The organism is Novosphingobium sp. SG919 (assembly GCF_012932495.1).
GTDB classification, from domain to species: domain Bacteria; phylum Pseudomonadota; class Alphaproteobacteria; order Sphingomonadales; family Sphingomonadaceae; genus Novosphingobium; species Novosphingobium rhizosphaerae.
In genome coordinates this window covers 1-24,460 of the sequence record NZ_JABCNG010000008.1, presented here as the reverse complement: position 1 = coordinate 24,460, position 24,460 = coordinate 1, and the positions used below count along the sequence as shown (strand labels likewise).

Below are 24,460 nucleotides of genomic sequence, written 5' to 3'. Positions count from 1 at the left end.
GGTGTGCCGGACCGGGGCCGCCAGCGCGAAAGGGCTGATTAGCCCTGGCGCGCCTTGAAACGACGCTGGGTCTTGTTGATCACATAGGTCCGGCCACGGCGGCGGATCACGCGGTTGTCCCGGTGACGGTCCTTGAGCGACTTCAGGCTGTTGCGAATCTTCATGACTATTCCCTTTGCCCGAATCCGACCCGGGCGCGAAACTGAAGGTGCGCCGTTAGTGGCCCACCTGTGGAAAGTCAACCGTGGCCCGGCTGAATCATGGTTGGCGGTTCAGCCCGGTGTGGGCGTCAGCGTGCCCTGCATTTCGCCCAGCTTGCGCTCCCACGCCAGGGCATGGGCGATGATCGTGTCGAGATCGGCATGGCGCGGCACCCACGGCAAGGTTGCCTTGATGCGGGCGTTGTCGGAAATCAGCGAATCGGGGTCGCCAGGGCGACGGCCCTGCAGCACGCGATTGATCGGCTGGTTGGTGGCGCGGTCAACGGCGTCGAGCACGTCGAGCACCGAAAAGCCCCGGCCATAGCCGCAGTTCATGGTGAGCGAGCGCCCCGGATTCTCGATCAAGGCCTCAAGTGCCAGAACATGGGCATCGGCAAGGTCGGTCACATGGATATAGTCGCGCACGCCGGTGCCATCGGGCGTGTCGAAATCGGTGCCGAACACGGCCACGCTGTCACGCTTGCCCAGGGCGGCTTCCACCGCCACCTTGATCAGGTGCGTCGCCCCGGCGGTGGATTGGCCCGTGCGCGCCTGGGGATCGGCCCCGGCGACATTGAAATAGCGTAGGGCACAGAAGTTGAGCGGATGCGCGCGGGCGGTGTCGGCCAGCATGAGCTCGGTCATCAGCTTGGACATGCCATAGGGATTGATCGGCCGCTGCGGGCAGTCTTCGGTGACGGGCGAAACCTCGGGAATGCCGTAGGTGGCGGCCGTGGACGAAAAGATGAAGTGGCGCACTCCGCCGCGCACGGCCGACGCGATCAGGCTGCGCGTGCGGGCGGTGTTGTTGTCATAATACTTGAGCGGGTTTTCCACCGATTCGGGCACCACCACCGACCCGGCGAAGTGCATGATCGCGCCGATGCCCTGCTCGGCCAAGATGCGCGCCAGCAGCGCTTCATCGGCAATGTCCCCCTGGTAGAACGGCACGCCATCGGGCACGGCAAATCGAAAGCCGGTGACCAGATTGTCGATCACCACCACGGGCCAGCCGGCATCCTTGAGCGCCAGCACGGCATGGCTGCCGATGTAGCCGGCACCGCCGGTGACGAGAACGGGGATCTTGAACATCACGGCGAATCACCTTCTTGTGGCCTGCCTTTTCGCACTAGCAGCATGATCACTTATGAGAATTTGCTAATTGATCCGCCACCGGGCAATTCCATCCGTAACGGGCTGTCCGCCCGCCGTGGCGCATGGTTTTGGGCGCTGGCGCGTTTAACCTGGTGGTTCAGCCGTGCGACAGCCCACTGGTGTCATGCCGTTCGGCCAGATTGATGGGAATTCCTTGCCATGCCCGCCCGCGTTCGTGTTCTTGCCCTGCTTGCTCCGGCCTTGGCCGCCCTGACTTTGCCCATCGCGGCGCAGGCGCAGCCGTGGGGCGGGTGGGGTGGCTATGGCCCCGGTTTTGGTGGCGGCGGTTGGGGCGGCTATGACGGCCCGCGCCGTGGCGTGAGCGCGCCAGAACCATCGAGCAAGATCGACGTGACATCCTATCGCAGTGCCGATGCGATGGCGCTGCTGGGCAAGGGCAAGATCGTGGTGGCCGGGGTCGATGCGCCAGCCGAGGACCTGGAGCAGGGCGCCGACGAACCCACGCCAGACAAGCTGCCGGTCTATGAAGCGGCCGTGATCGATGCCCTGGTCGGCCATGGTTATGACACGCAGACGGCCACCGATGCCGGCCAGATCGCGCAAGTGGCAGTGAGCCACCAGGTCGTGGTGCCCGAAGAGCAGAAGCGTTCTCCGGTAAGCGGTGCGATGAGCACCACGGTGAGCAACCGCGGCTCGGCCGTGTCGCTGGGCGTGGCGCTGGATTTCACCAAGCCGGCCAAGGCGATCGTTTCCACCCGCATGGACGTGCGGATTCGCGACAAGGCCAGTGGCCGCGTGCTGTGGGAAGGCCACGCCGAAGGCATGGCACGCGAGGGCGAAGGCGGGCTGGACGATGGCAAGATGGCCGCGCGGCTGGCCAAGGCGCTGTTCGCACGCTTTCCCGAGGGCCAGGTGGTGGTGGCCGATGCTGGCGCGCCGGGTAATGTGCCGGCCGGCATGGTGCCGGTGGGTATGGCACCGCCCAGCGAAAACAATCCCTGATCGCCATGGCGCTTGTGCCCTGCCCTTGAGTGCCTTGGGCGTCATCCCTATCTTCGAAACAGATCCGCGTTCGGCGGGCATTTCACGAAGGATGAAGGGCCTATGCGCCGCCTGGCGTTTCTCATGCTCATGGCCGCCCCGCTTGCGGTTCCGGTTGCAGCACTTGCCGCGCCTGTCCAGGTGACGCGGTTTTCCAAGCCCGATAGCGTAGCCCGGCTGGGCCACGGCGCGGTGGCGGTGGTTTCCGTCAGCGCCGGGCCGAACGGCAGCCCGCAGGCCGATCCGCAGAGCCTGGCCGACCAGCCCTGGCTGCTGGCGGTGCAGCGCGAAGTGGCCGCGCTCGGCTTTGGCGCGGCAACACCTGGCGCGGCTGACGTGGTGGCCGAAGTGGATGTGCAGCACGACACGCAAGTGCGCGGCGGGGGCAATGGCCCGGTCAGCCTGGGGCTGGGCGGGGCCACCGGTGGCCGGCACAGCAGCGTTGGCCTTGGCCTTGGCTTCAACATCGGTGGCGGTCCGCGCCGGGTGGACAGCACCTGGCTGCGCGTGGTGCTGCGCGATCGCGCCTCTGGCGAGCCTTTGTGGGAAGGCCGCGCGGAAAACAGCGAGAAAAGCGGTTCGCCGGCCGCTTCGGCCGATGTTCTGGCCCCGCGCATGGCCCATGCGCTGTTTGCAGGCTTTCCCGGCAAGTCTGGCGACACTATCTCGGTCAAATGACGCAAGACGCAAACCCTGCCGCCCCGATCCTGATCAACGCCGCTTTCGATGCCGGCAATATCGAAGTCCTGGCTGTCGATGGCGCCCGTGCCACCCTGGCGATCCGCCGCGACAACCAGTCGGAATTTGCCCAGTGGTTCCATTTCCGCGTGAGCGGCGTGGCCGGGCGCGAACTTGACCTGGCGATTACCGGCCTCAACACTTCGGCCTATCCCGATGGCTGGCCCGGCTATTCCGCCTGCGTTTCCGAAGATCGCCAGGAATGGACCCGCGCCGAATCGAATTTCGACCGCGGGCGTGATGGTGGCACGCTGCACATCCGGCACCGGCCCGAAGGCGACCAGGCATGGTTTGCCTATTTCGCACCCTATTCGCTGGAGCGGCATAACGACCTGGTGAGCGAGGCCGCAGCCAGCCCGGGCGTTTCCCATCGCGTGCTGGGGCTCTCGCTCGACGGGCGGCCGATCGATTGCCTGACGCTTGGCAACGGTCCGCGCCAGGTGTGGCTCTATGCCCGGCAGCATCCGGGCGAGACGATGGCGGAGTGGTGGATCGAAGGTGCGCTGGAGGCGCTGACCGATCCGGCCGATCCGCATGGCCGCGCGCTGCGCCAGGCCTGCACGTTCCACATCGTGCCCAATTGCAATCCCGATGGCAGCGTGCGCGGGCATTTGCGCACCAACGCGGTGGGGGTCAATCTCAACCGCGAATGGCATGAACCGAGTGCGCAGCGCTCGCCCGAAGTGCTGGCCATCCGCAATGCGATGGACGCCACCGGGGTGGACTTTGCCATCGACGTACATGGCGACGAGGCGATCCCCGCCGTGTTCCTGGCCGGGTTCGAAGGCATTCCCGGCCTCACGCCCGAACAGTTGGCGGGATACCAGCGCTATCGCACCATCCTTGACCGGCGCAGTCCCGATTTCCAGGTGCGGCGTGGCTATCCGGAAAGCCGGCCGGGGCAGGGCAACCTGGCGATGTCCACCAACCAGGTGGCGCAGCGCTTTGGCTGCGTGGCGATGACGCTGGAAATGCCGTTCAAGGACAATGCCGACTTGCCCGATGCGGTCTATGGCTGGAGCGCGGAACGCAGCAAGCTGCTGGGCCGCGAATGCCTGGCGGCGCTGTGGGAATGGTTGCAGCCGCAATCGGATTGATGGCGTAACCGTGCACAAAGCCTGGTCGGTTTTTACGACCCGTTAAGGCTTGTGGGATCATGGGAGAGGGATGGTACGCGCCCTCTCTCTCTCCCTCTCTGCCCGGCCGGCGCTTGGCGCCCTGCCAGGCCTTGCTGCGCACGCGCTTGCTTGCCTGCCGGTGCTGGGTTGCGCCCTGGCCTTGATCTGTGCGGGGCGCGCGCTGCCGTTCTGATGGTTATGGCCGCCTTGCCCACACGCCCCGCTGGAGGGGGGGTGGTCTTCAGGCGGCGCCCCGTTTCCCCTGGCTTTCGGCCCAAGGCTGGGCATCATCATCGGCGCATAGCGCAAGCAGCGCGGCGAGCGGCAACGGCTTGCTGAACAGATAGCCCTGCGCGTGTTTGCACCCGGCTTCCTGCAGCATGCGCCGCTGGGCCGTCGTTTCCACCCCTTCCGCCACGCAGGGAAGGCCGATGGCGTGGCAAAAGGTGATCATGGCCTTGGCGATGGTGTCGCCGCCGGGCTCGTTCAGCGCCGAGACAAAGCTGCGATCGATCTTGATCTTGTCGAGCGGCAGGCGTTGCACATAGCCCAGGCTGGAATAACCGGTGCCGAAATCGTCGAGCGCGATGCGCACGCCGATGTCGCGAAAGGCCTGCAGCGCCTGCGCGGCCACTTCGGCATTGGCCATCACTGCCGTTTCCGTCACTTCCAGCCAGATCCGACCTGGATGAATGCCGGCGCGCTCGATCTCGCGGCGGATGAAAGCCAGCGTGGTGGCCGATGTCAGGTCGCAGGCCGAGATGTTGAACGACAGCGCCACGGATTCGGGCAACTGTTGCGCGGCCTTGAGCCCCTTGCGGATCACCGCGCGGGTGATGCTGTGGATCGCGGTCGATCGTTCGGCCACGGCGATGAAGTCGGTGGCGGAGATTTCCCCAAGCACGGGGCTGGTCCAGCGCGCCAGCACTTCCACCGCGCTGAGCCGGCCGCTCTCAAGCTCGACGATCGGCTGGAGCACGATGCTCAGCTCATCTTCCAGCGTGCTGGCTTGCAATGCCACTTCGATCGCCCGGTCGGCCCGCACCGCGGTTTCCAGCGCGGCGGTGAACACGCACACGCCGCCGCCGTTCACGTGCTTGGCATGATAGAGCGCATAGTCGGCGCGGTCGAACAGGTCGGCCGCGTTGGTGCCGGCCTGCGGGAAATGCGCCACGCCCAGCGATCCGCCTACGTGGAGCACGATTTCTCCCACGTGCAGCGGCGCCTGGATCTGCTGCAGCAAGCGCTCGCAGGTGCGGGCAAAGCCCTTGGCGTCGCTGTCGATCAGCCCGAATTCGTCGCCGCCCAGGCGATAGACCCGCGCCGTGGGGCCGGCAGCACGGCGCAGCCTTGCGCCGATTTCGGCAAGCAGGCGATCGCCCACGTGATGGCCATAGGTATCATTGATCGGCTTGAACCGATCGAGATCGAGCACGCCCACGGCAAAGGCGCCGTTGCCGCCATCGCTGGTGGTCCAGCGATCGAGATCGGCATGGAACAGCCGACGATTGGCCAGCCCGGTGAGGGCGTCGGTCATGGCCAGCTTGCGGTTTTCCTCGTTGAGGCGCTGCAACTCTTCGTGCTGCTCGGCGAGCAGGGTTCCGGCCGAAACCTGGTTGCGGAAATGGGCAAAGCTGTTGAACAGCACCCGCAGCAACACGGCCAGCACCAGCGCCACGTTGATCCCGACAGTCACGAAGATCAGTTGCTGGCGCGCAAAGCACACGATGATGAACGGGGGGAGCACTGTCAGTGCCACCAGCAGTGCGGCCTGCGGCAGCACGATCAGGCAAAAGATGCAGCCGATCACCGTGGTGGAGATGTACAGCGCGACATGCGCCTGTTCGTAAGGACCGCCATAGGGCGCCAAGGCCAGCGACCAGCCAACGTAAGCCAGGGCAACCGGCCCGGCGACGATGGTAATTGCCCGCAACTGCCGCCGCGCCTTTTCGGGACTGGGTGCGCCACGCCGCGCCTGGCCCAGCCAATGGACCATGCGGATGACCGTTACGGCAAAGAGTACGGCAGGCACGCTGACGGTGAGCGCAGCGGGAGCCTGGTGGCGGTGGGTAATGGCCACCGCCGCCGAATTGATCAGCAGCAGGCCATAGAGCAAGGGCACCTGGCGTTGCAGGTTGACCGCCTGGGACACGGCCAAGGCAGGATCATGTCCGATTTCCGCGAACCATCGAAACGGACGCGATGCGCGCAATGGCTTTCTCCCCTGGCCGCCGAATACATCCGCAAGCAGATTTCATGCACCTGAAAGCATGAAAAGAATCATACCTGGGGGCTCGTGTTCCCCGACGTGGACACCACGCGGGCGTTTGCCTGCGGGCTGTCGCAACGAAGTGACACAATCTGTTGCGGGGCCCGGCTTGGCAAGATTTAACGCCCGTGTCGCCGCAGGCTACGCTCAGCGTGGGCTCAATGGACTTGGCAGCGCGCGGCCGCGTGCGCGAACGAGCGGTGGGCCGCGGCGTTAAATCAGCGATTTCGGGAAACTGGATGCCCCGCGAGGATTAGAACTTTGATCCTCGAATTTCCATGAATGCCCGAAAAATACCAACGATTATAGCGAACTTGAAAAATGGTTCTCCGCAGCGGTCCGTTGACGTTCGCCAGAATCCGCGATATTGTGTGGGGGCAAATGTGGGGATAAAAGTGTGGGGAAATTGACCGCCGCCAAAGTTCGCAATGCCAAGCCCGGATTCGGGCCGTCGGGAAAGCCGGTTAAGCGCGCCTACCAGGACGGAGACGGTCTTTTCCTTCTGGTCTCGCCCGGCGGGGCTAAGTCATGGATGCTTCGCGTGCAGGCCGATGGGAAGCGTCGGGACATCGGACTGGGCGCGGCGGACATCGACAATCTCGGCAGCACCGCCTTCGGCAAGGACGATTCCCGGCATTCTGATCTGCCCCTCATGCTACGCAAAAGCCTGTCCTTGGCGGAGGCCCGAGAAAAAGGGGCTGCACTGCGGAAGCTCGCCAAAGCAGGAAAAGACCCCAAGGTGGAACGCGATCGGCAGCGGGTGAAGGTGCCAACGTTTGCCGAAGCTGTTATCGAAACCCACAACGCCCTGATGTCTGGCTGGAGCGATCGCACTGCCAAGGCATTCAAGGCCTCGCTGGAAGAACATGCAAACCCCAGGCTTGGGGCATTGAAGGTCGATGCCATTGGCAGCGCCGAAGTCATCGCCGCGCTGGCTTTGATCTGGAACGATAAGCCTGTCATTGCCCGCAAGGTGCGCAGCCGCATCGGACAGGTACTCGCCTTTGCCAAGGCACGTGGCTGGAGAAAGGACGCTTTGCCCGACGCTCGCGAATTGCGGACCGGCCTTGCCAAGCAAGACAAAGGGAAGAATTTCGGCGCTATGGCCTTCATGAGGGTACCGAGTTTCGTTGCCGGAGAATTGGCCAAGAATGCCACGGCCAGCCGATTCGCCGTCCTCTTCACGGTATTGACGGCCGCACGGTCAGGTGAGGTGCGGAGCGCGACTTGGGAGCAAATCGACCTTGATGCCCGCACCTGGAGCCGACCGGCCAGCCTTATGAAGATGGACAGGGGCCACGTCGTCACTCTGTCCGATGCCGCCGTTGCGCTATTGACGCTCTGGGCGCCTGAGGAAAGCCTGCGCACAGGCCTAATTTTCAGTGGCATGAATGGCGGCGCTTTGTCGGATATGTCGTTGACCAAGGCCTTGCGCGCTGCACACGAAGCCGAACTCTTGGCTGGGCGACCTGGTTACACCGACCCTAATTCAGGCAAGACCGCCACTGTACACGGCTTCCGCTCTGCTTTTCGTGATTGGGCCGCAGAACGGATGCCGACCGTTCCCGCTATGGTGGCAGAAATGGCATTAGCCCACAAAGTCGGTACGTCCACCGAGCAAGCCTATCTGCGCACCGATCTGCGCGACATGCGCCGAACTCTGATGGAAGCCTGGGGCCACTTCGCCGCCGCATCCTTGTCCGGCGCGGCTCAGAACTTGCACTGATTCGAGCGGTAGTAAGGCACGGCAAAGCGGTGTAGTGCTACGGCGGCCTCCGCCCGCTATTGGATAGCTGCAATTTTCTGGGCACCTTCTATCCTGCTGTTGAGGACAGGCGGCGACGAGAGGGACGGCCAATTTCAGCGTCGGGTTCGATGTGTTCTGGACCGCGCAGATGGAAGCCATCGAGGCGCGGGCCGAAGCCTATCGCGATGCCGGGTGGGACGAGGTCGTAATCATGGCCAGGGGCGAGGCGTTCCATTCGTGGGAGCACGTCTCCTGTCCCAAATCCAAGGGTGGCCGGGTCTATGTCACCATCGGCCATCGCGGTGATGTCAGCTTCCACGAAGGCTTTGTAACAAACAAGGAAGCGCGGCGACTGGAGCGCGGCGAAGCGCTGGAGAAGGCGGTCCGGCCCGAAGTGTCGAGCACGGTGAATGCCTATGTCGACCTGCATCGCCATGCCGCCGTGCGCGCCAAACTGGTCGAGGACAGCAGCCTTTCTCTACCGGTGATGGTCGCCCATGCAATTGCCGGGTCGGGTCTGTGGACGGTGCGGATCGAACCGCAGAAGGCCCCCAGCGATGCCGTAGCCGAAAGCGTCGAGAACTGCCTGTCCGAAGCCTTGTTCGATGCCCGGCGGCGCGAGGTTCTGCGCCTGCTCGACCTTGATCCTGACACCCCAACCGTCACTGGCAGCGATCCCGATGGGCAAGGTATCTGCGGTCTGGTCCGGCGGCTGGTCGCTCTGGACGACGCTGCCGTGCTGCGCGTGTTGGCCGTGGTCATGGGCGAAACGCTCGACGTCGGGACCGGCCTGATCGAACTGCTGGGCGAGCACTTGGGCCTCGACATGGCCGATGTTTGGCAGGCGGACGATGCCTTGCTCGACGCCGTGCGCGACCGCGAATTGATGGGCCATCTGCTTGCCGATGTGGCGGGCGAACAGGTTGCTACCGAGAACGGCAAGGCCGCCACCAAGGTCAAGCGTGGCATCATCCGCGACTGCCTTTCGGCCAGCAATGGGCGTGCGAAGCGCGATAACTGGGTGCCACGCTGGATGGCTTTCCCAGCGAGCGCCTATACGCCGCGCGGCGGGGTTGGCAGCGCCGAGCGAGCGGCCCGGATCGCAGCGGTTGGTGAACGCGAGGCCGAGGCGGAAGCTGCCGCAGACGTCGAGGTCGAAGCCGCAACAAGCGACGACACCGAAGTCGATGCCACCTTGCCCAAGGCGGCGTGACAGGGGATATGGCCGGTTCCAACTGGGGCCGGCCAACCACTTTGTACTTGGCAAAGCGCCGTTTTCCCGCGATTCTGCACCCATGAAGACCGACCTCGACCATCTGCCTGCGAGCAAGCAGCGCGACCTGGACCGCGTGGTCCAGATCCTGTTCGAGGAGTTTGCCGCCGCGCATGAGAATGCCACCGCACGGCGCCGTCGGGGCCGCATTCTCAAGGTCATTCTCTATGGCAGCCATGCGCGTGGCGGCTGGGTGGACGAGCCGCATACCGCCAAGGGCTACGTCTCGGACTTCGACCTGCTGGTGATCGTCAACCAGAAGGAACTGACCGACCGTGCCGCCTACTGGACGGCGGCCGACCAGCGACTGATCGAGGAGAAGATCGCCGGCACGCTGCGCACGCCGGCAAATTTCGTGGTCCACACCTGGCAGGAAGTCGGCGACGGCCTTGCCCATGGGCGCTACTTCTTCATGGACATCGCCCGCGATGGCGTCTTGCTGTTCGAGGCCGACGACAGGCCCTTGCCCGAATCCAAGCCGAAGACGCCGGAGCAGGCACTTGCCATGGCGCAGGAATATTTCAATGAGTGGTTTCCTGCCGGGGCGGGAATGTTGGAAACGGCTCGTTTCAGCCAAGAGCAGGGACGGCTAAAAGACGCAGCGTTCTTGACGCACCAAGCTGCCGAACGTCTCTATCACTGCGTGCTGCTGGTCTGCACCTTCTACACCCCACACAACCACAATCTGGCCTTCTTACGCACGCAGGCTGAGGGTTTGGACATACGCCTGGTGGAGGCGTGGCCGCGCGATACCCGGCGCGAGCGGGCCTTGTTCGAGAAGCTGAAAGACGCCTACGTGAAGGCGCGCTACTCCAAGCATTACCGCATTTCAAAAGAGGATTTGCTGTGGCTTGCCGAGCGGGTCGAGAAGCTCGGCCAGCTCGTGCAGGACGTCTGCCAAGAGCGGCTGGCACTGCTCGACTCGGAAGTCCGAGAAGCAGGGTGACCCGCGTCTAGCAGGGAGTGGTGGCCCCCTGCGCCTCCCTGATTGTCCCAGCGGCAACCATCCTAGAACTATGCAAGTAACTGCCGCGCGCACTTCGATATCGAGCGTCAGTTGCAGCACAGCATCGATCGCTACACTGGCTTCCGCCTGCGGCGTCTGCGCGCCGCAGGCCAGCGTGATCCGGTCAAATTTCCGGTCCAGATCGAGCGCTTCGCCCAGCCCGTGGCGGGTGATCCTTACCATCGCCGCACCCTCGCTGGCGATGCCAAAACGGCACGCATTCCCGCCAGGAATCCAGCACCCAAGCACCGCGTTCCATCCGAAAAGGCCAACGGAAATCCCGCGCAATCCCACGCGCCGGGACATCTAGGACTGTCTAAATGCCACCCTGCAATTGCAGGCGATGCCCTGCCTTTGCTTCGATCCGTATAGGCATAGACCCGTCCTCCGTCACAGCTCACGTCGCAAAGTTCAAATAGACCATATAGCGAACGACGTAAGGGTTAGTGAGGATGGGCGAAGGGGTGCTGGGGGGCAGATCGGCAGGAAAAGGAACCGACGCAAGATAAAGGCCCCCATCTCGCGATGGGTGCTAAGCTGTTGTCTGCACGTCGTTTTCTTTGGAGATAGGCTGGACTTGCGCCATCCGACCGCCTCCGGTTGCGAGATGCGTGGCCAAGAAAGCGTGTCGTTGCAGGCATTTGCCGCGAGACAGGCGTGGAGGCCCTTGCAGCCTCGCGCGCGCCACCCCTGATTGCTGGTTCCGGCAGGAATTCCAGCATCAAGGAAGCGGCAATGGACGACGGGTTTGAGGTATGGCTGGGTCATATCGGCAAAGAACGGCCCATGCGCCACGACCTGCGCCGGGCGGTCAACCAGGCCGGTGGTTCACGCCTGGCGAAGGGGCGAACCAAGCCCCGCTTCACCGGCGCCCGGACCGGGCGCGGCGTGGCAGTCGGACGGATGCTTGCGGGCGCGCCGCGTCAGGTTGGCGCGGGTACCCGCCGCGTGGTGGTGAAAGCCCGCTTCGTGAAGCTTGCCGGCAAGGGGCTGAAAGCGGCGAGCGCGCATCTGGCCTACCTGCAGCGCGACGGCACCACCCGCGAAGGTGAGCGCGGCACGCTGTATGGGCCGGACAATGACCATGCCGACGGAAAGGCGTTCCTCGAACGTGGCGCTGGTGACCGCCACCAGTTCCGCTTCATCGTCGCCCCCGAGGACGGCGAGCAATATGCGGATTTGAAGCCGGTGACCCGGCGACTGATGGAGCAGATGGAAAAGGACCTTGGCACCCGCCTCGAGTGGGTAGCGGTCGATCACTTCAACACCGGCCATCCCCATACCCATATCGTCGTACGTGGCGTGGACGAGGCGGGCAAGAACCTGATCATCGCCCGCGACTACATCAGCCAGGGCATCGCCGCGCGTGCTGCGGAGATTGTCAGCCGCGATCTCGGGCCCCGCACCGAGCAGGAGATCGCCACCGCCAACGCGCGCGAGGTGACGCAGGAGCGCTTCACCCGGATAGACCGTCGCCTGCTGCGCGATCTCGACGGACAGGGGCTAGCCTCGGCATGGCATGCCGATCCAACCGAGCAAGCCTTGCGCGCCGCGCGCCTCGGTACGCTGCACGCGATGGGTCTGGCGGAGAAGGAAGGCAAAGGCCTCTACCGCCTCGATGAAGACCTGGAAGCCACGCTGCGCGCCATGGGCAAGCGGGGCGACATCATCGCCACCATGTACGAGCGGCTGCGCAGCCATCCCGAGGTGCTGCCGCAGGACTACGCGGTCTATGCCCCTGGCGAGCGAAAGGCCATCGTCGGGCGCGTGCTCGATCGCGGCCTCGCCGACGAGCATGGCGATCGTCATTACCTGATCGTCGAGGCGTTTGATGGACGCACGCACTTCGTCGATCTCGGCCAGGACCTGGCGGATGGGGCGATGAAGGATCGGCTGGTCCGGGTTTCTCCAGCAGCGGTGGAGGTGCGGACGGCCGACAAAGCCATTGCTGAAGTCGCGGGCGCGAACGGCGGGCGTTACAGCGTGGACCTTCACCTGGCGCATGATCCTTCCGCTACCGATCGCTTTGCCCAGGCCCATGTGCGCCGTCTCGAAGCCCTGCGCCGCGACGGTGCGGCCGTGCAGCGCGAGCCCAATGGCACATGGACGGTCGGCCCGGATTACCTCGGCGAAGCGCTGCGCCATGAAGAGCGGCAAGCGCTCCGGCGCCCGGCCACCATCGCGGTGCTGACCGACCGGCCGCTCGAGCAGCTGGTCCATCACGATGGCGAGACCTGGCTTGACCGCCAGTGCGTCGCGACCAACCCGGAGCGGCTGCAGGGGCGCATCGGCGCCACGATCGGCCAGTCGCTGCAGCACCGGCGGCAATGGCTGATTGAGCAGGGCTTGGCGGTGCAGGAGGGGGATACGATCCGCTACCGCGCCAACTTGCTGGCGACGCTCCGCCAGCGCGAACTGAACCGTGTCGGTGCCCAGCTCACGCAGGAGCTTGGGCTGCAGTTCACGCCGCAGCAGGGCAACCATGTCGAGGGCACCTATCAGCGCGCCATTGCCATAGGCGGCGAAAAGTTCGCCGTGATCGCCAAGTCACGCGAGTTCACGCTGGTCCCGTGGCGGCCGGTTCTGGAGAAGCAACTGGGCCGTCAGGTCACCGGGACCATCGAGCGCGGCGGCAGCATCGACTGGACCTTCGGGCGGCAGCGTTCCGGGCCGCAGATCGGCTGAGCCATCAAAGCGCACGTCGAGATACCGGAGAGGGTCTGTTGCCAAGCCTATGCGCCGCGCATCATCGCCGGCATGCAAACGCGCAAGACCCGCCACCAGTTCTACCTGCCCGACCATCTCTCGGCGAGGCTTGATGCCATGGCAGCCGAGCCGGGGGCAACGAAGACGACTATCCTGAGCAAGGCGCTCGGCGCATGGTTTGAGCAAGCTGGCGACGAGCAGGCAGGCGCACAATTCGGCAAGGCGCTTTCCCGGCAGGTGCGCGCCATCGAGCGGCTCGAGCAACGGCTCGATTACCTGACCGAAGTGCTCGGCCTGTTCGTGCGGCATCAGCTGACACTGACCGCGCATCATCCCGCCTTCGATGCCGAGACGCAGCGCCTGGGCCAGCGCCGCTACGACCAGTTCGTCCGGACGGCGGGCGAATTGGCTGCGCGAAAGGCCAACGTGAAGGCCAATGCCGCCCCATCCAACAGCGAGGAGAACGAGCCATGAGCAGCCCGTCCCAACAGGCAAAGCCCGAGCCCTACAGAACAGATCCGCTGACGGTCCGAATTCCCGAGGCGTGCCGCCTCACCGGCATCGGCCGTTCGAAGCTCTACGAGCTCATTACCGACGGCAGCATCGAGATCGTCAAGGTCGGGGGCATGACCCTCATCCCCTTTGAGAGCCTGAAGCGACTGATTGCCGCTGGTCGCGAAGGGCATGGGCTATGACAATTCATCCCATCCTGCTGCGGGCTTTGCTGACCGCGATCGTCGCGGAAATCAGGGATGAGCAGCGCGAGGCGCTCGCCTCCGGCACAATGACTGTCAGGATTGCAGCGGAAGATCGCCTTGTAGATGACCTCATGGCCGCGATAGCGAGCGCTGATCGTAACGGGGGTGAATGAGCGTCCAGTCCGCAGCACTTCACGTCTTCCCCGCCTTATACCCACTGTCCCGCGCCGCCTAGCACGGGAGTTGTCTCAAATTGCCCTTACTGAATCCCTTTGGGGCGTCCGTCTCAATGGCAGATGTTGCGGACAATCCGGAAAGGCAACTTTTGGACGCGGGAGGCGTGCAACTGCCCTTTATTCACATGACCAGCAAAGGGGCAGCCTTACCCCCTGTGCGCTACGAATTTGATGCCGAAAGCAGCCTTTAGCCTATTTAGCGACGCCCATCGCCCCGTCGGCCACGCGAATATCAATGCCCACGATTACGCACTCATCTCGCGATCTAGCATTTAGCGGCTCTCAAGAATAGGATTGCTGCTCAAGATATGGTGGGGCGGATGAACAATCAGTTGAAGAGCAGGCCATCGCCGACTGACAGTTTCTTTCAGTCGATTGCAGCGTTCGAGAGCGCACTGGTTCCTAGCTTGAGCTATCTCGCTTTTCAGCGCGACGGAGTTTGGCACCTGTTTCGTGGCCGGATAAATTACAATATGGTGGGGTATGAGCGCGAACCGTTGGAGGTCCGCACAGCGAATATCCTGGCCGGCACGAAGATAATTGAAGGTGGGGCCACGGAGGCGCGAAAGATTGTCGAAGGCGTCCAGGCTGGATCGCTCGTGGTCGGCAGTGACGCTCTGCGTTTCGAACCTCAATTTGGAGGAGGTTATGGTTCCATCCATATCCCGCTACTGCCGGAAGGCGCGGAAAAGCAGTTCCGGATAGGGCTATTGCAAATACGAGGAAGCGACCAGCAGGGCTTCCTGGGACACACGCCGTTTGACTGGGAGTTGCGGGCTGCCACGACGCCGTTCGATGGCATTGGAGAGCTGCTGTCAGCAATCAACATTGCTCACCTTCCCGAGCAAGCAAGCCTGTTCGAAGCGTTGGTCGTCCAGATCGCAGCTATCAATGCCGCCTCCACCGTTGATGGGGAAAAGGCTCGCCTAGGAATAAGCCTTGCACCGGGCCTTGATCATTCAAAGGCGAGCCTCGGATATCGCATCGTTTCCGCGGGCAGTGTTACCCGCGGAAGCATCGCCGGTTCTAACCTGGAATGGACGTCCGAAGCCGGGCGCGAGATTGCGTGGGCTGAATTGGAGGTCCCGCCTGCAGCTGTCCTGCAAACCTTCGCCTGCTATGATGGCGTGGCCTATCAGCACTGGTGGATCCAGGACCCCAAAAACAGCCAGAACCCTCGACGAGCGGTATTTACAAAGAGCGATCCGGGTCTGGCTACGCTGACCTCGTTTCTGGGCGACCAGCCAATGAAGCAGGCTCGCGATCTTGAATTTGCCGTGTCCTGGCTCTTGTGGCTGCTGGGCTTCAGTCCCGCCCACCTTGGCGCTAATCAGAAGATGTCAGACGCCGCGGACATTCTCGTGTCAACGCCTCAAGGGCATTTCGCCGTCGTCGAATGTACCACTGGCGTACTGAAAGCCGGCCACAAACTATCGCTTCTTGTCGAGCGGACCGAGGTGGTGAGGGAAGCGCTCAGGCTATCCAATAGTCAGCACTTTCGCGTGCTTGCCGTGATCGTAACAACCAAAACCCGCGATGAGGTCCGTGGTGAGTTGGGCGATGCGCGGAAGTCAGGGATCGTTGTGATCACGCGAGACGAACTCCCGTCCTTGATCGAGCGGACATTGCTGCTGCCCAATGCAGACCAGATTTACCTCCAAGCGGAACAATCGCTTCGCGAGCCCGAGATCATCATTCCGAATGATCCGGAGCTTCCCCTCACTGCCTAGCGCGGCACCCCGATCTTACCGTTGACCGAGGCGGTGGGCTCCCCTGCTACAGCTGAACAAATGGCTGGTCTCAGGGACCGCGGTCTGGTGCCTTAACGGCGGGTTTCGCGGCGGATTCGGCGGCGGGCGATGGCACTGAAACCGGCAAGTGTCGTCCAAAAGGCGCCGTGGCGGTTACGACGCCGTCTCAATCATCCTATTGGGGATGTGATTTGGCATACTCAGGCGACAACTCAGCCATCCAATAGCGGCGCACCGCAGCTTGGTGGTTACGGAATGCCACAAGCATTGCCGGATTTGACTGTGAAAAGGGTTTGCCACTTGCCCCTGAAATAGAATAGCGGGACCATTTATCAAGCGCTGTCTGGCAACGGGCTAGAACCGAATCTGCTTTTGCAATTGAGACGCCGCGTCCTTCCGGTACTTGTTCTCGAATGCAAGTAATCGCGCGGCTGATCGGGGTGTCGGGTGATCTGGTGCATGCTGGCAGCACTGCTAAGATCCCAAGCCAGGGAAGGCGTCTTGTAACTCTCATGGGGTTCCCGTAAGCTAGCGCTGAACCGGCCGCAATTCACCAACACAGGCTACACGTGGGGCCAGCGACATCAATAAACAAATGACCGCTTCCGGCGTACCAACTCAGGCGCCTGAACGGCGGCTTTTGGGGCGAACGCAGCAGAAGGCAGAGCGATGCTCAAATCCGCGGCTCACGCCCGGTTGCGTTCATTTGGTGTTCTGGAAAGCCGAACATGAGTGAGCCGTCTCGCCGCCCCACTCATGTTCAGTTCGCTGTCCGCCTGTGGCAGTGCCGCACCTCCGTCATTGCCGTCGATCCCCGACAAGTTGCCGTCCGATGTTCATGACGCAGAACCAGAGTTCGATCGTCGGGTTAATGCCGCTTATCCCATCGACTCGCTCGAGGAGGAAGCCGTTGCTGACCTGCACCGTGCCGGTTTTGAGGTCAGTTCCCGAGCGTCTGACGGTGATCGCTCTGCCGACAGCAAGCGAGCAGACACGATCTGCCAAACGGTCTGGTCGGTGCGATGGAAGGCGGATTCCGGGCGGCTGGGCGAGTTATTCGGCGTCTATGGGGCCCGCTGCCTTAGAGCTGGTTTCGAAGCTGCCTACAGGTAAGCCGCCGAGGCCAACGTACGCGACGACTTCGGTTTGTCGGAAAAATTTACATATCCGTCTGCAGCGGATTCTAATTGTCTATTGTTTTTAGAAATATCCCGAAATGGCATGAATTGTGCTTAACGCTGCATTAGGCATTGGGTAAGTGCGCAGGGGTAGGCGACATGAGATTCACAGCATATCGGGCAGGAATTGCCCTCGTAGCGTTCATGGCCATGTGTGGTAGCGCGAACGCAGATTCTATCACGCTCGGTTCCGGTGATATCGGTTCGAGCTTCACGCTCAATTACGATGGCTTTTCGAACGGAACGACGATTTCAGGCCTGACCGGATCGACCACGTTCAAGCTGACGGGCATTTCCGGCAACACCTATAATTTCGACTACACCGTCAGCAACACGTCGTCGGCGCCGGTGACGGACTCGCGCATTTCCAGCTTTGCATTCAACACCGATCCGAACATTTCGTCGGCTTCGAGCACGGGTGCCTATAGCTACACGACGCTGTCCTCGACCTATCCCAACGGGATCGGCACCGTGGACGTGTGCTTCAAGGATGCGCAGACGGGCAGTTGCGCTGGGGGCGGCAGTGGCGGATTGACCTTGGGTCAAAGCGGCAGCGGCACCTTCTCGCTGGGATTCTCGGCACCCGTCTCGTCGCTCACGCTCAGCGACTTCTATGTCCGCTATCAGTCGATCACCGGTGTGCCCGGCATTAGTTCGGCAAGCGGTGCGGGCACTCTGACCAGTTCGGGATCGACGTCGAGCACCAGCACCAGCACGAGCACCGGCGGTACGCCGGTTCCCGAGCCGGGCATGTTGGGCCTGTTTGGGGCTGGCGTCATTGGCCTTGCCCTCGCTCGCCGGCGGCCGGTTGCGCGATTGGCTCGCTAAAACGTCCGATGCCGGCTCTGCAGCGCGAGCAGCAGGGCCGGCGTCCATCAGCCAGTTTTGCCGGATTCCGCGGCCTGCAAATGGGCTTTGATGTTGGGGTTTGCAGGCGCCTTCGCTGCTGCATCGCGCAGTAGCTGCAATCCCCGTGCACGTTCGCTGGGTACGCGCAGCAATTGCCATCCTAACGTATCCATGATCGAAGGATTTTCAGGCGCAAGGGCGTAGGCTCTTTTGGCAAGATCCAACGCGCGAGCAGAATTGCCGACCTGGGCCTGGGCATAGGCAAGGTTGTTCAGGATCATGGCATTTCCGTTGGTGGACGCAAGGATGTGCTCGTAGCTGGCGATGGCCTGGCCCCAGTTGCGCGCCTTCATCGCGGCGTCGGCCGTGGCAAGTTCGCCAGCCAAGGCCCTTGGATCGGGAAAGCGTGCCCGTGCCGCCAGAGCAGCTGCCTGAGGATCGCCGGCACGCTTTGCAGCATCTGCTATCAGTCGGGCGTCTTCAGGTTGCAGCGCCTTGCCCGCATCGCTCAACGGCTTTAGCGTTGCGAGCGCGCCTCGGGCATCGTTGCCGGCAAGCTGCGCGCTTGCCAATTCCCGCCGAACAATTGCGCTCTGCGGGTTCCGCATTAAAATTGGCTCGAGACGGGCAGTTGCTTGGGCAGGCTGGTCGAGCATCACCAGCACGCGGGCGTAAAGCACGTCGGCTTCCTGGAGGCCTTCCAGGGTTTTCTCGTTCGCCTGAAGGATATCACGCGCCCCGGCCCAATCCTTTTGATCTGCCGCAAGGCGCGCGCGCAAATAGATCACGTTGCGATCTCGCGAATTGCCGAGTTGGGCAAGTGTCTGCTTCATGTCGCTGATGCGGCCGAGATCGCCTTGAATACCGGCTTTGCCGGCCAGCGCCGCCACGTTGCCAGGATAGCGCTGCGCGGCGCGCTCATAGGCGGCCAATGCGCGTGCCAAGTCGCCTTGTGCGGTTGCGACCTGGGCGTCGGCCATCATGACCTCTAGCAGGTCGCCGTCGCTGTGAAGCGCACGATCGATCTTGCTGCGAGCATCGGCCAGATTACCACTTTGAAGGTCTAGCTGTGCGGCAAGGGCCAACGCACGCGGATCGTTGGGTGCCTGTGCCAGTGCGGAGGCAATCGCCCTGGTCGCGCCAGGTCGATCCTCTTTCGCCAGGAGCGCCAACGCGCGCAGCCGTTCGGATGCAGGGTCGCTGGCGCGGGCCAGGCCGGAAAGCGTGCGATCGGGCAGACCGCGCTGAAGATCGGCTTCGGCGACAAGCTGCGTCATGTCCGCTGGGGCACGGCCAGACTTGGCCAGCTTGTCAAGCGATGTGGCCGCCGCTTCGCCGTTGCCCAGCGCCAGCGCATTGCGGGCGTGCAGTTCCAACAAGGCTGGATCGTCTGGCGTGGCCTCGAGAGCTATCGCGAGATCGGCCTGCGCAGCGGTATAGTCTCGTGCGGCATATTCACGCTCGGCGCGTTGGGCTGCAGCTTTGGGATCTGCGCCGCAGCCGAACAAGAGTATCGCTCCGAGGCCGCAAGTCGCCAGCCAGAGTGTTCGGTATTTCATCGATCCAGTCCTCCGCCCGTCCTTCTATTCATGGTCGGTTGCGTTTCTCCTACCAAAGGCGTCCTTTCTCGGTCTTTGTCTGTAGGTACCTTGAACTTATCTCACTCGGCAAGACGCAGGCGGTTTGGCTACCCCCTGCCTGCCCGCAAAGCAGACGTAGCCCTGCTCTCCGGCGACGGGCACGACCATATGAACTAGGGGCGGGTTTCGACGGACCGAATACGAACGAAGAACGTACAGTTTGAGGGCGGCAATGGCGGGACAGGAGGCGAGGGTGAGACGGGGCATGACGCCGACGTAGCATAGTGACAGGTCGCTGTGGGGAACGCCGATGCTGCAATCTTGTCTGCGTAGCTGGAGACGTATCTGTTTAGCGTGCGGTCTGGCAAAGCAGTCAAGCTTGCCCTTGGATCAATCAAGATACTTGCCGTGATCGGGTTGCTGCACTAGGAGAGGGTGCACCGGGATAAAGCAACCTCCCGGCCAGGCGTTAGCCCAAGTGTTGCCTTTTCCGGCCTGTATTGTGCGGGCGGAAAGGTGATGGGCGCATAAATGACGACCTCTTCTTCCCATCCTGATTTTGCCGAACTGGTGCGCGTATCCGCCCGCATTGGCTGCCTCAGCTTTGGCGGGCCGGCAGGGCAGATCGCCTTGATGCACCGTGAACTGGTGCAGGAACGCGGCTGGATCAGCGAGGAGCAATATCTCCACGCTTTGAATTTCTGCCACCTGTTGCCAGGGCCCGAGGCACAGCAACTGGCCATCTGGATCGGCTGGAAGCTGCATGGCATTCGCGGAGGGCTGGCGGCGGGGCTGCTGTTTGTCATTCCGGGCGCGGCTGTCATTCTAGCGCTTTCGATGCTCTATGGCGCGGCGGCGCAGCTGGCGTGGTTTGCTGCGCTGTTCCTGGGGATCAAGGCGGCGGTTCTAGCCATTGTGGTGCAGGCGGTGTTTCGGCTTGCTGGCCGCGCGCTGGGGACGCGGTTCCGCAAGGGCGCGGCTTTGGTGTCGTTCCTTGCGCTGTTCCTGTTCAACGCGCCCTTTCCGCTGGTGGTGATCGGGGCGGGTCTGGTGGGTTGGCTGGTGGCGCACTGGCGCCCGGCGCTGCTGGGGTTGAAGGCGAGCGGTGTGGCCCCGCCTTCCTCGCCGCGCCCATGGAGGCATAGCGTGAAGGCGGTGTTAATCGGCGCTGCGGCATGGGCCGCGCCGATGGTGGCGGTGTTTGCCTTGCTGGGGCGCGATCACGTGCTGTGGCGCGTCGGCGTATTTTTCTCCAAACTGGCGGTGGTTACCTTTGGCGGTGCCTATGCCGTTCTGGCCTATATGGCGCAGCAGGCGGTGGGCGCGCAGCACTGGCTTTCCGCCGCCTAGATGGCCGACGGGCTGGGGCTGGCCGAAACCACGCCGGGGCCGCTCATAATGGTTACGCAATTTGTCGGTTATCTGGCGGCGTTTCGCAGCCCTGCACCTTTCACCCCGCTCGTGGCGGGCCTGCTGGGCGCGGGCTTGACCACATGGGTGACCTTTGCCCCATGCTTTCTGTGGGTTTTTGCGCTGGCGCCGTGGATCGAACGGCTTGAGCGCGCCTATGCGCTGAAAGGTGCGCTGGCGCTGGTCACTTCGGCCATTGTCGGGGTGATAGCCAATCTCTCTGCATGGTTCGCACTTCAGGTGCTTTTCCATGAGTTGCGGCCGGTCTCGGGCAACCTCAGCCTGCCGGTGCTTTCCAGTTTCGACTGGCGCGCAGGACTGATCGCTGCCGGTTCCGCTTGGCTGATCATCGCCCGCAAATGGAACATCATGCGTGTTCTGAGTCTCGCGGCGGCTTGTGGCTGGCTCATGTCGTTCCTCCTCTGACACCCACCATTTGGAGCATCCCCATGACTAACATGTCCCGCCGCAACGCTCTTGGCACTATCGCCGTCGGTGCCGCCGCAGTCGCAGTGCCGCTCGATGCTGGCGCGCAAACCCCTATTCCGTCTGCCACAGTGCCGGCCTTCGCTGGCAGCCACGCGCCCAAGCCTCTCAGCTTCGATGCCACCAAGCTCACCGGCCTGTCGGAAAAGTTGATACGCTCGCATTGGGAAAACAATTATCAAGGATCGGTCAAGGCGCTGAACATGGTCGAGGGGCGCCTTTCCGCCGCGATGGCCGACAAGGATCTGCCGCCGGTCATCTATGGCGACCTCAAGCGCGAGGAACTGCACCGCACCGGCTCGGTGATCCTGCACGAACTCTATTTCGAGCAATTCGGCGGTGATGGTGTGGCGAAGGGCACCATCCGCGAGGCGCTTGCGAAAAGCCACGGCAATTTCGAGGCTTGGGAGGCCGAATTTCGCCGCACGGCCATGGCGTTGGCGGGCGGCTCCGGCTGGTGCATTCTGGCGTGGAATCAATACACGAAGTCACTCCACAATTACTGGGCATGGGATCACACCAACGGCCCCGTCGCCGGCACGCCGCTGCTGGTGCTCGACATGTATGAACATGCCTTTGCCATCGACTATGGCGCGGCGGCGGCAAAATATGTCGAAGCCTTCATGCACAACATCGACTGGGCAGTGGTCGATGCCCGCTACAAAGCCGCCGCGCGCGGCTAAAGCTGGAACAGGGGAGTGCGATGAGAGGTTTTACACACGGCGGACTCATCGCGTTCCTTGCCCTTGGCGGGTGCACGCAGGCCCAGCCTTCCGTGCAGACGCCCTTTACGCTGGAGCGCGAGATTATCTTGCCCGATGTGAAAGGGCGGATCGATCATCTCGCGCTGGATGTGGCGCATCACCGGTTGTTCGTGGCCGAAATCGCCAATGGTTCGGTTGATACTGTCAACCTCGCTAGCGGGCAGCTGCGGCGCATCACCGGCCTGGCAGAACCGCAGGGGGTGGCCTACCTGCCTGGGCTCGACCAGTTAGTTGTCGCCTCCGGTGGCGATGGGACGGTGCGGTTCTTCAATGCCGCCACGCTGATGTCAGTGGGCAGCCTCAAGCTCGGCAGCGATGCTGACAACGTCAGGGTGGACAAGGCAAGCGGCCTTATGGCGGTGGGCTATGGCGCGGGCGCGATAGCGCTCATCGATCCGGTCAGGCGCGAGGTCGTCAGGACCATACCGCTGCCCGCGCATCCAGAGGGGTTCCAAATCGATGCGGCGAAGGGGCGGCTCTATGTCAACCTGCCGAATGCAGGTGCGGTGGCCGCCGTTGACCTCGCCGAGGGAACGGTGCTGGCCCGCTGGCGTGCGCCGCATCACCTGAATTTCCCGATGGCGTTGGGAGCGGAGGGGCAGACCCTTGCCATCGTTTCCCGCCTGCCAGCCTATCTGTCGATGCTCGATGCAGCCAGCGGGGCGGTTCATCTTGATCCGTCAACCTGCGGCGATGCCGATGATGTGTTTCGCGATGCCAGGCGGAAGCGATGGTATGTCAGTTGCGGCTCGGGCAAGGTCGAGGCCTTCTCTGAAACTGCCTCTCCACTCGGCTTTGTCAAAACCGGATCGTGCGCGCGCACTTCGCTCTATTCTCCCGATCTCGATCGCTTGATTGTGGCGGTGCCCGCCGGCTGGACCGGCGGCAGCGCCCGTTTGCTTGTCCTCAAACCCGAAAATTGATCTGAAAGGCATCCCCTTTTAGCCTTGAACACCATCGCCCCGCCGCCGAAAGGGCAGGTCCGGCGGTGGCGTCAACAAGCTGAGGGTGATGTCATCCCCTTGAAGTGATGCCCGTTGTCCTCTTTGCATGTTACCTATCCGCAAGCTTCCAAGCAGCTCCGACCTAAGAGACTGTTTGGAAATCCGGATTTGCCGGATTTGCCGCACCGGCCCACTCAACCACCCAACCTTCCATAGGGCACTATTGTTGGGGGGCGGGTGGGGGCGTGGGCCGGTACCGCAACGAAAATGGGCCTTGGCACATTTTCAAAACGGACTCTAACCAGCCGTAGGGAGATCGCATAGAACTGACAGATACTGCCGTATGTCCGCCTGATCATCGATAAAGGTTCGCTCGGTAAACGTGCGCGCAGCAAACCCAGGTGGTGCCGTGCGGCCTTCAGCAAGCACCAGTACTGGCACCGACTGGTGTGCTTCGCCCACCAAGGCAACGATCGGTAAGCGAGGGCGCTCAAAATCGACGTAGACCACATCGATTGTTTCGCGCAGCTGCGGGAAGAAGCTTAGCATTCCCTCGACCGGGGCTGAATCGCCGCAGTAGAAAGGGCCCAGCCCGGCATTGAAGAAGCCCGGCCGCATGAGAAAGAGTGTGTCCTTCATTTGCAAAACTCCCAAAGTGTCAAAGCGATTGGCGCAGGCGGCGCCAAGCGACAGCTATGCCGGTCACGCTGAACGCAACGCCAACCAGCATGAGCAGCAGAACCACGCCCTGGCGCAGCCAAGGCACCCCAACCAAGCCGGGAAAACGCCAGGTGTGCAGGGCGTAGTAACTCCAGGCATAGCGTTTGCGGCTCGCGTTGAGCACAGTCAGAAGGTGTCCATCGCGACCATCTATAATCAGGTCGGGCCGTTGTGCGGCAGGATCGGTCGCGATTAGCGCGTTGTCCGGGGCGCCTTCCGCCTGGGCGTAGAATGCATCGGGCGCGAGAGCGTGCAATTGCGGCGATCCGCCCTGGGGCCATGCCGCTCGCACACCCGTGACGATGGCCGCTGAAAGCCCGGGCGACGAAGTGGCGGCGCCCCTCCCGTCCCAAGTGGTCGTTATCAGTTGGCCGCCCACCATGCCGAAGGCCTTTTCGCGAAATTCGCCGGCCTGGCGTAACGCGGCCAAGGGCATGCCCGCAAGACCCGATGCAAGCGGCGCGCCGGCGTAGGCCGTTGTCTGGCCCGCAGTGGCCTGGCCGCGCGAGAACAGCCGCCCATGGTCCATCGACAGCCACCCGCTCAGCATCCATGTCAGCACGAACAAGCCGGTGAACAGGCCGAGAAGATGGTGCCAGCGCATCCATTTGCGCTGGTAGAACGTCAGCG

20 protein-coding genes and 2 pseudogenes are annotated in these 24,460 nt (G+C 62.9%); 16 read left to right on the top strand and 6 right to left on the bottom strand.

Annotated features, from left to right (window positions below):
• Positions 1-38: 38 nt before the first annotated feature.
• Together ykgO and galE are read right to left on the bottom strand one after the other, a co-directional pair.
• Complete coding sequence (gene ykgO, locus FHT19_RS22840) at positions 39-164, bottom strand: type B 50S ribosomal protein L36 (protein WP_008069451.1); 126 nt, start codon at positions 162-164, stop codon at positions 39-41.
• 108 nt (positions 165-272) lie between these two features.
• Entirely contained in the window at positions 273-1,292 is a 1,020-nt protein-coding gene (galE, locus tag FHT19_RS22835; RefSeq protein ID WP_169476981.1) for a UDP-glucose 4-epimerase GalE, read from the bottom strand.
• Between the two features lie 222 nt (positions 1,293-1,514).
• Here galE and FHT19_RS22830 point away from each other — a divergent pair, with 222 nt between their 5' ends.
• The 3 genes from FHT19_RS22830 to FHT19_RS22820 all read left to right on the top strand — a co-directional run bounded on the left by FHT19_RS22830 (position 1,515) and on the right by FHT19_RS22820 (position 4,192).
• Complete coding sequence (locus FHT19_RS22830) at positions 1,515-2,318, top strand: DUF4136 domain-containing protein (RefSeq protein WP_211185055.1); 804 nt, start codon at positions 1,515-1,517, stop codon at positions 2,316-2,318.
• A gap of 102 nt (positions 2,319-2,420) precedes the next feature.
• Positions 2,421-3,035: a DUF4136 domain-containing protein gene (locus FHT19_RS22825; RefSeq protein WP_169476962.1), complete on the top strand. Its 615-nt coding sequence runs from the start codon at positions 2,421-2,423 to the stop codon at positions 3,033-3,035.
• Positions 3,032-4,192 carry a carboxypeptidase family protein gene (locus FHT19_RS22820; RefSeq protein WP_169476961.1) on the top strand — a complete coding sequence of 387 codons (1,161 nt, stop codon included), beginning with the start codon at positions 3,032-3,034 and terminating at the stop codon, positions 4,190-4,192. Before FHT19_RS22825 ends, FHT19_RS22820 begins: the two co-directional genes overlap by 4 nt.
• 262 nt (positions 4,193-4,454) lie before the next feature.
• Here FHT19_RS22820 and FHT19_RS22815 read toward each other — a convergent pair whose 3' ends face one another.
• Positions 4,455-6,365 carry an EAL domain-containing protein gene (locus tag FHT19_RS22815; RefSeq protein ID WP_248290626.1) on the bottom strand — a complete coding sequence of 637 codons (1,911 nt, stop codon included), beginning with the start codon at positions 6,363-6,365 and terminating at the stop codon, positions 4,455-4,457.
• 523 nt (positions 6,366-6,888) lie between these two features.
• Between FHT19_RS22815 and FHT19_RS22810 the strand changes: the two genes are divergently transcribed.
• From FHT19_RS22810 to FHT19_RS22765, 10 genes are all read left to right on the top strand, one after another.
• Positions 6,889-8,208, top strand: coding sequence for a site-specific integrase (locus FHT19_RS22810; RefSeq protein ID WP_169476959.1), 1,320 nt, complete (start codon positions 6,889-6,891; stop codon positions 8,206-8,208).
• 169 nt (positions 8,209-8,377) lie between these two features.
• Positions 8,378-9,442, top strand: coding sequence for a chromosome partitioning protein ParB (locus FHT19_RS22805; protein WP_168558003.1), 1,065 nt, complete (start codon positions 8,378-8,380; stop codon positions 9,440-9,442).
• 82 nt (positions 9,443-9,524) lie between these two features.
• Positions 9,525-10,448: a HEPN domain-containing protein gene (locus FHT19_RS22800; protein WP_169476958.1), complete on the top strand. Its 924-nt coding sequence runs from the start codon at positions 9,525-9,527 to the stop codon at positions 10,446-10,448.
• 795 nt (positions 10,449-11,243) lie between these two features.
• Positions 11,244-13,193, top strand: a complete 1,950-nt coding sequence (gene rlxS / locus FHT19_RS22795; protein ID WP_169476957.1) for a relaxase/mobilization nuclease RlxS — start codon at positions 11,244-11,246, stop codon at positions 13,191-13,193.
• Positions 13,194-13,265: 72 nt separating this feature from the next.
• Positions 13,266-13,688 (top strand): CopG family transcriptional regulator, encoded by a 423-nt coding sequence (locus FHT19_RS22790; RefSeq protein ID WP_169476956.1) that lies wholly within the window; start codon positions 13,266-13,268, stop codon positions 13,686-13,688.
• Positions 13,685-13,909, top strand: coding sequence for a helix-turn-helix domain-containing protein (locus FHT19_RS22785; protein ID WP_169476955.1), 225 nt, complete (start codon positions 13,685-13,687; stop codon positions 13,907-13,909). The genes FHT19_RS22790 and FHT19_RS22785 overlap by 4 nt, the downstream gene beginning before the upstream one ends.
• Positions 13,906-14,085, top strand: a complete 180-nt coding sequence (locus FHT19_RS22780; protein WP_169476954.1) for a hypothetical protein — start codon at positions 13,906-13,908, stop codon at positions 14,083-14,085. The genes FHT19_RS22785 and FHT19_RS22780 overlap by 4 nt, the downstream gene beginning before the upstream one ends.
• A gap of 116 nt (positions 14,086-14,201) precedes the next feature.
• A complete protein-coding gene (locus FHT19_RS22775; protein ID WP_169476953.1) occupies positions 14,202-14,339 on the top strand; it encodes a hypothetical protein in 138 nt (45 codons plus the stop codon).
• A 129-nt stretch (positions 14,340-14,468) separates the two neighbouring features.
• On the top strand, positions 14,469-15,878 hold the full coding sequence (locus FHT19_RS22770; RefSeq protein ID WP_169476952.1) for a hypothetical protein: 1,410 nt from the start codon (positions 14,469-14,471) through the stop codon (positions 15,876-15,878).
• Between the two features lie 1,298 nt (positions 15,879-17,176).
• On the top strand, positions 17,177-17,905 hold the full coding sequence (locus tag FHT19_RS22765; RefSeq protein WP_168558018.1) for a cistern family PEP-CTERM protein: 729 nt from the start codon (positions 17,177-17,179) through the stop codon (positions 17,903-17,905).
• A gap of 47 nt (positions 17,906-17,952) precedes the next feature.
• Here FHT19_RS22765 and FHT19_RS22760 read toward each other — a convergent pair whose 3' ends face one another.
• Positions 17,953-19,485 (bottom strand): tetratricopeptide repeat protein, encoded by a 1,533-nt coding sequence (locus FHT19_RS22760; RefSeq protein ID WP_168558019.1) that lies wholly within the window; start codon positions 19,483-19,485, stop codon positions 17,953-17,955.
• A 552-nt stretch (positions 19,486-20,037) separates the two neighbouring features.
• On the opposite strand from FHT19_RS22760, the pseudogene chrA reads away from it, so the two are divergent.
• The 3 genes and pseudogenes from chrA (at position 20,038) to FHT19_RS22745 (ending at position 23,089) form a co-directional block, all read left to right on the top strand.
• Positions 20,038-21,342, top strand: a pseudogene (gene chrA / locus FHT19_RS24805) (chromate efflux transporter).
• A complete protein-coding gene (locus tag FHT19_RS22750) occupies positions 21,312-22,085 on the top strand; it encodes a Fe-Mn family superoxide dismutase (RefSeq protein ID WP_248290621.1) in 774 nt (257 codons plus the stop codon). The pseudogene chrA and the gene FHT19_RS22750 overlap by 31 nt, the downstream one beginning before the upstream one ends.
• A gap of 92 nt (positions 22,086-22,177) precedes the next feature.
• A complete protein-coding gene (locus FHT19_RS22745; protein ID WP_248290620.1) occupies positions 22,178-23,089 on the top strand; it encodes a hypothetical protein in 912 nt (303 codons plus the stop codon).
• Positions 23,090-23,407: 318 nt separating this feature from the next.
• On the opposite strand, the gene FHT19_RS22740 is transcribed toward FHT19_RS22745, so the two are convergent.
• Together FHT19_RS22740 and FHT19_RS22735 are read right to left on the bottom strand one after the other, a co-directional pair.
• On the bottom strand, positions 23,408-23,749 hold the full coding sequence (locus FHT19_RS22740; RefSeq protein WP_168558020.1) for a DUF3088 domain-containing protein: 342 nt from the start codon (positions 23,747-23,749) through the stop codon (positions 23,408-23,410).
• Between the two features lie 19 nt (positions 23,750-23,768).
• Positions 23,769-24,460 (bottom strand): annotated as a pseudogene (locus FHT19_RS22735) (peptidase); the annotation flags it as partial.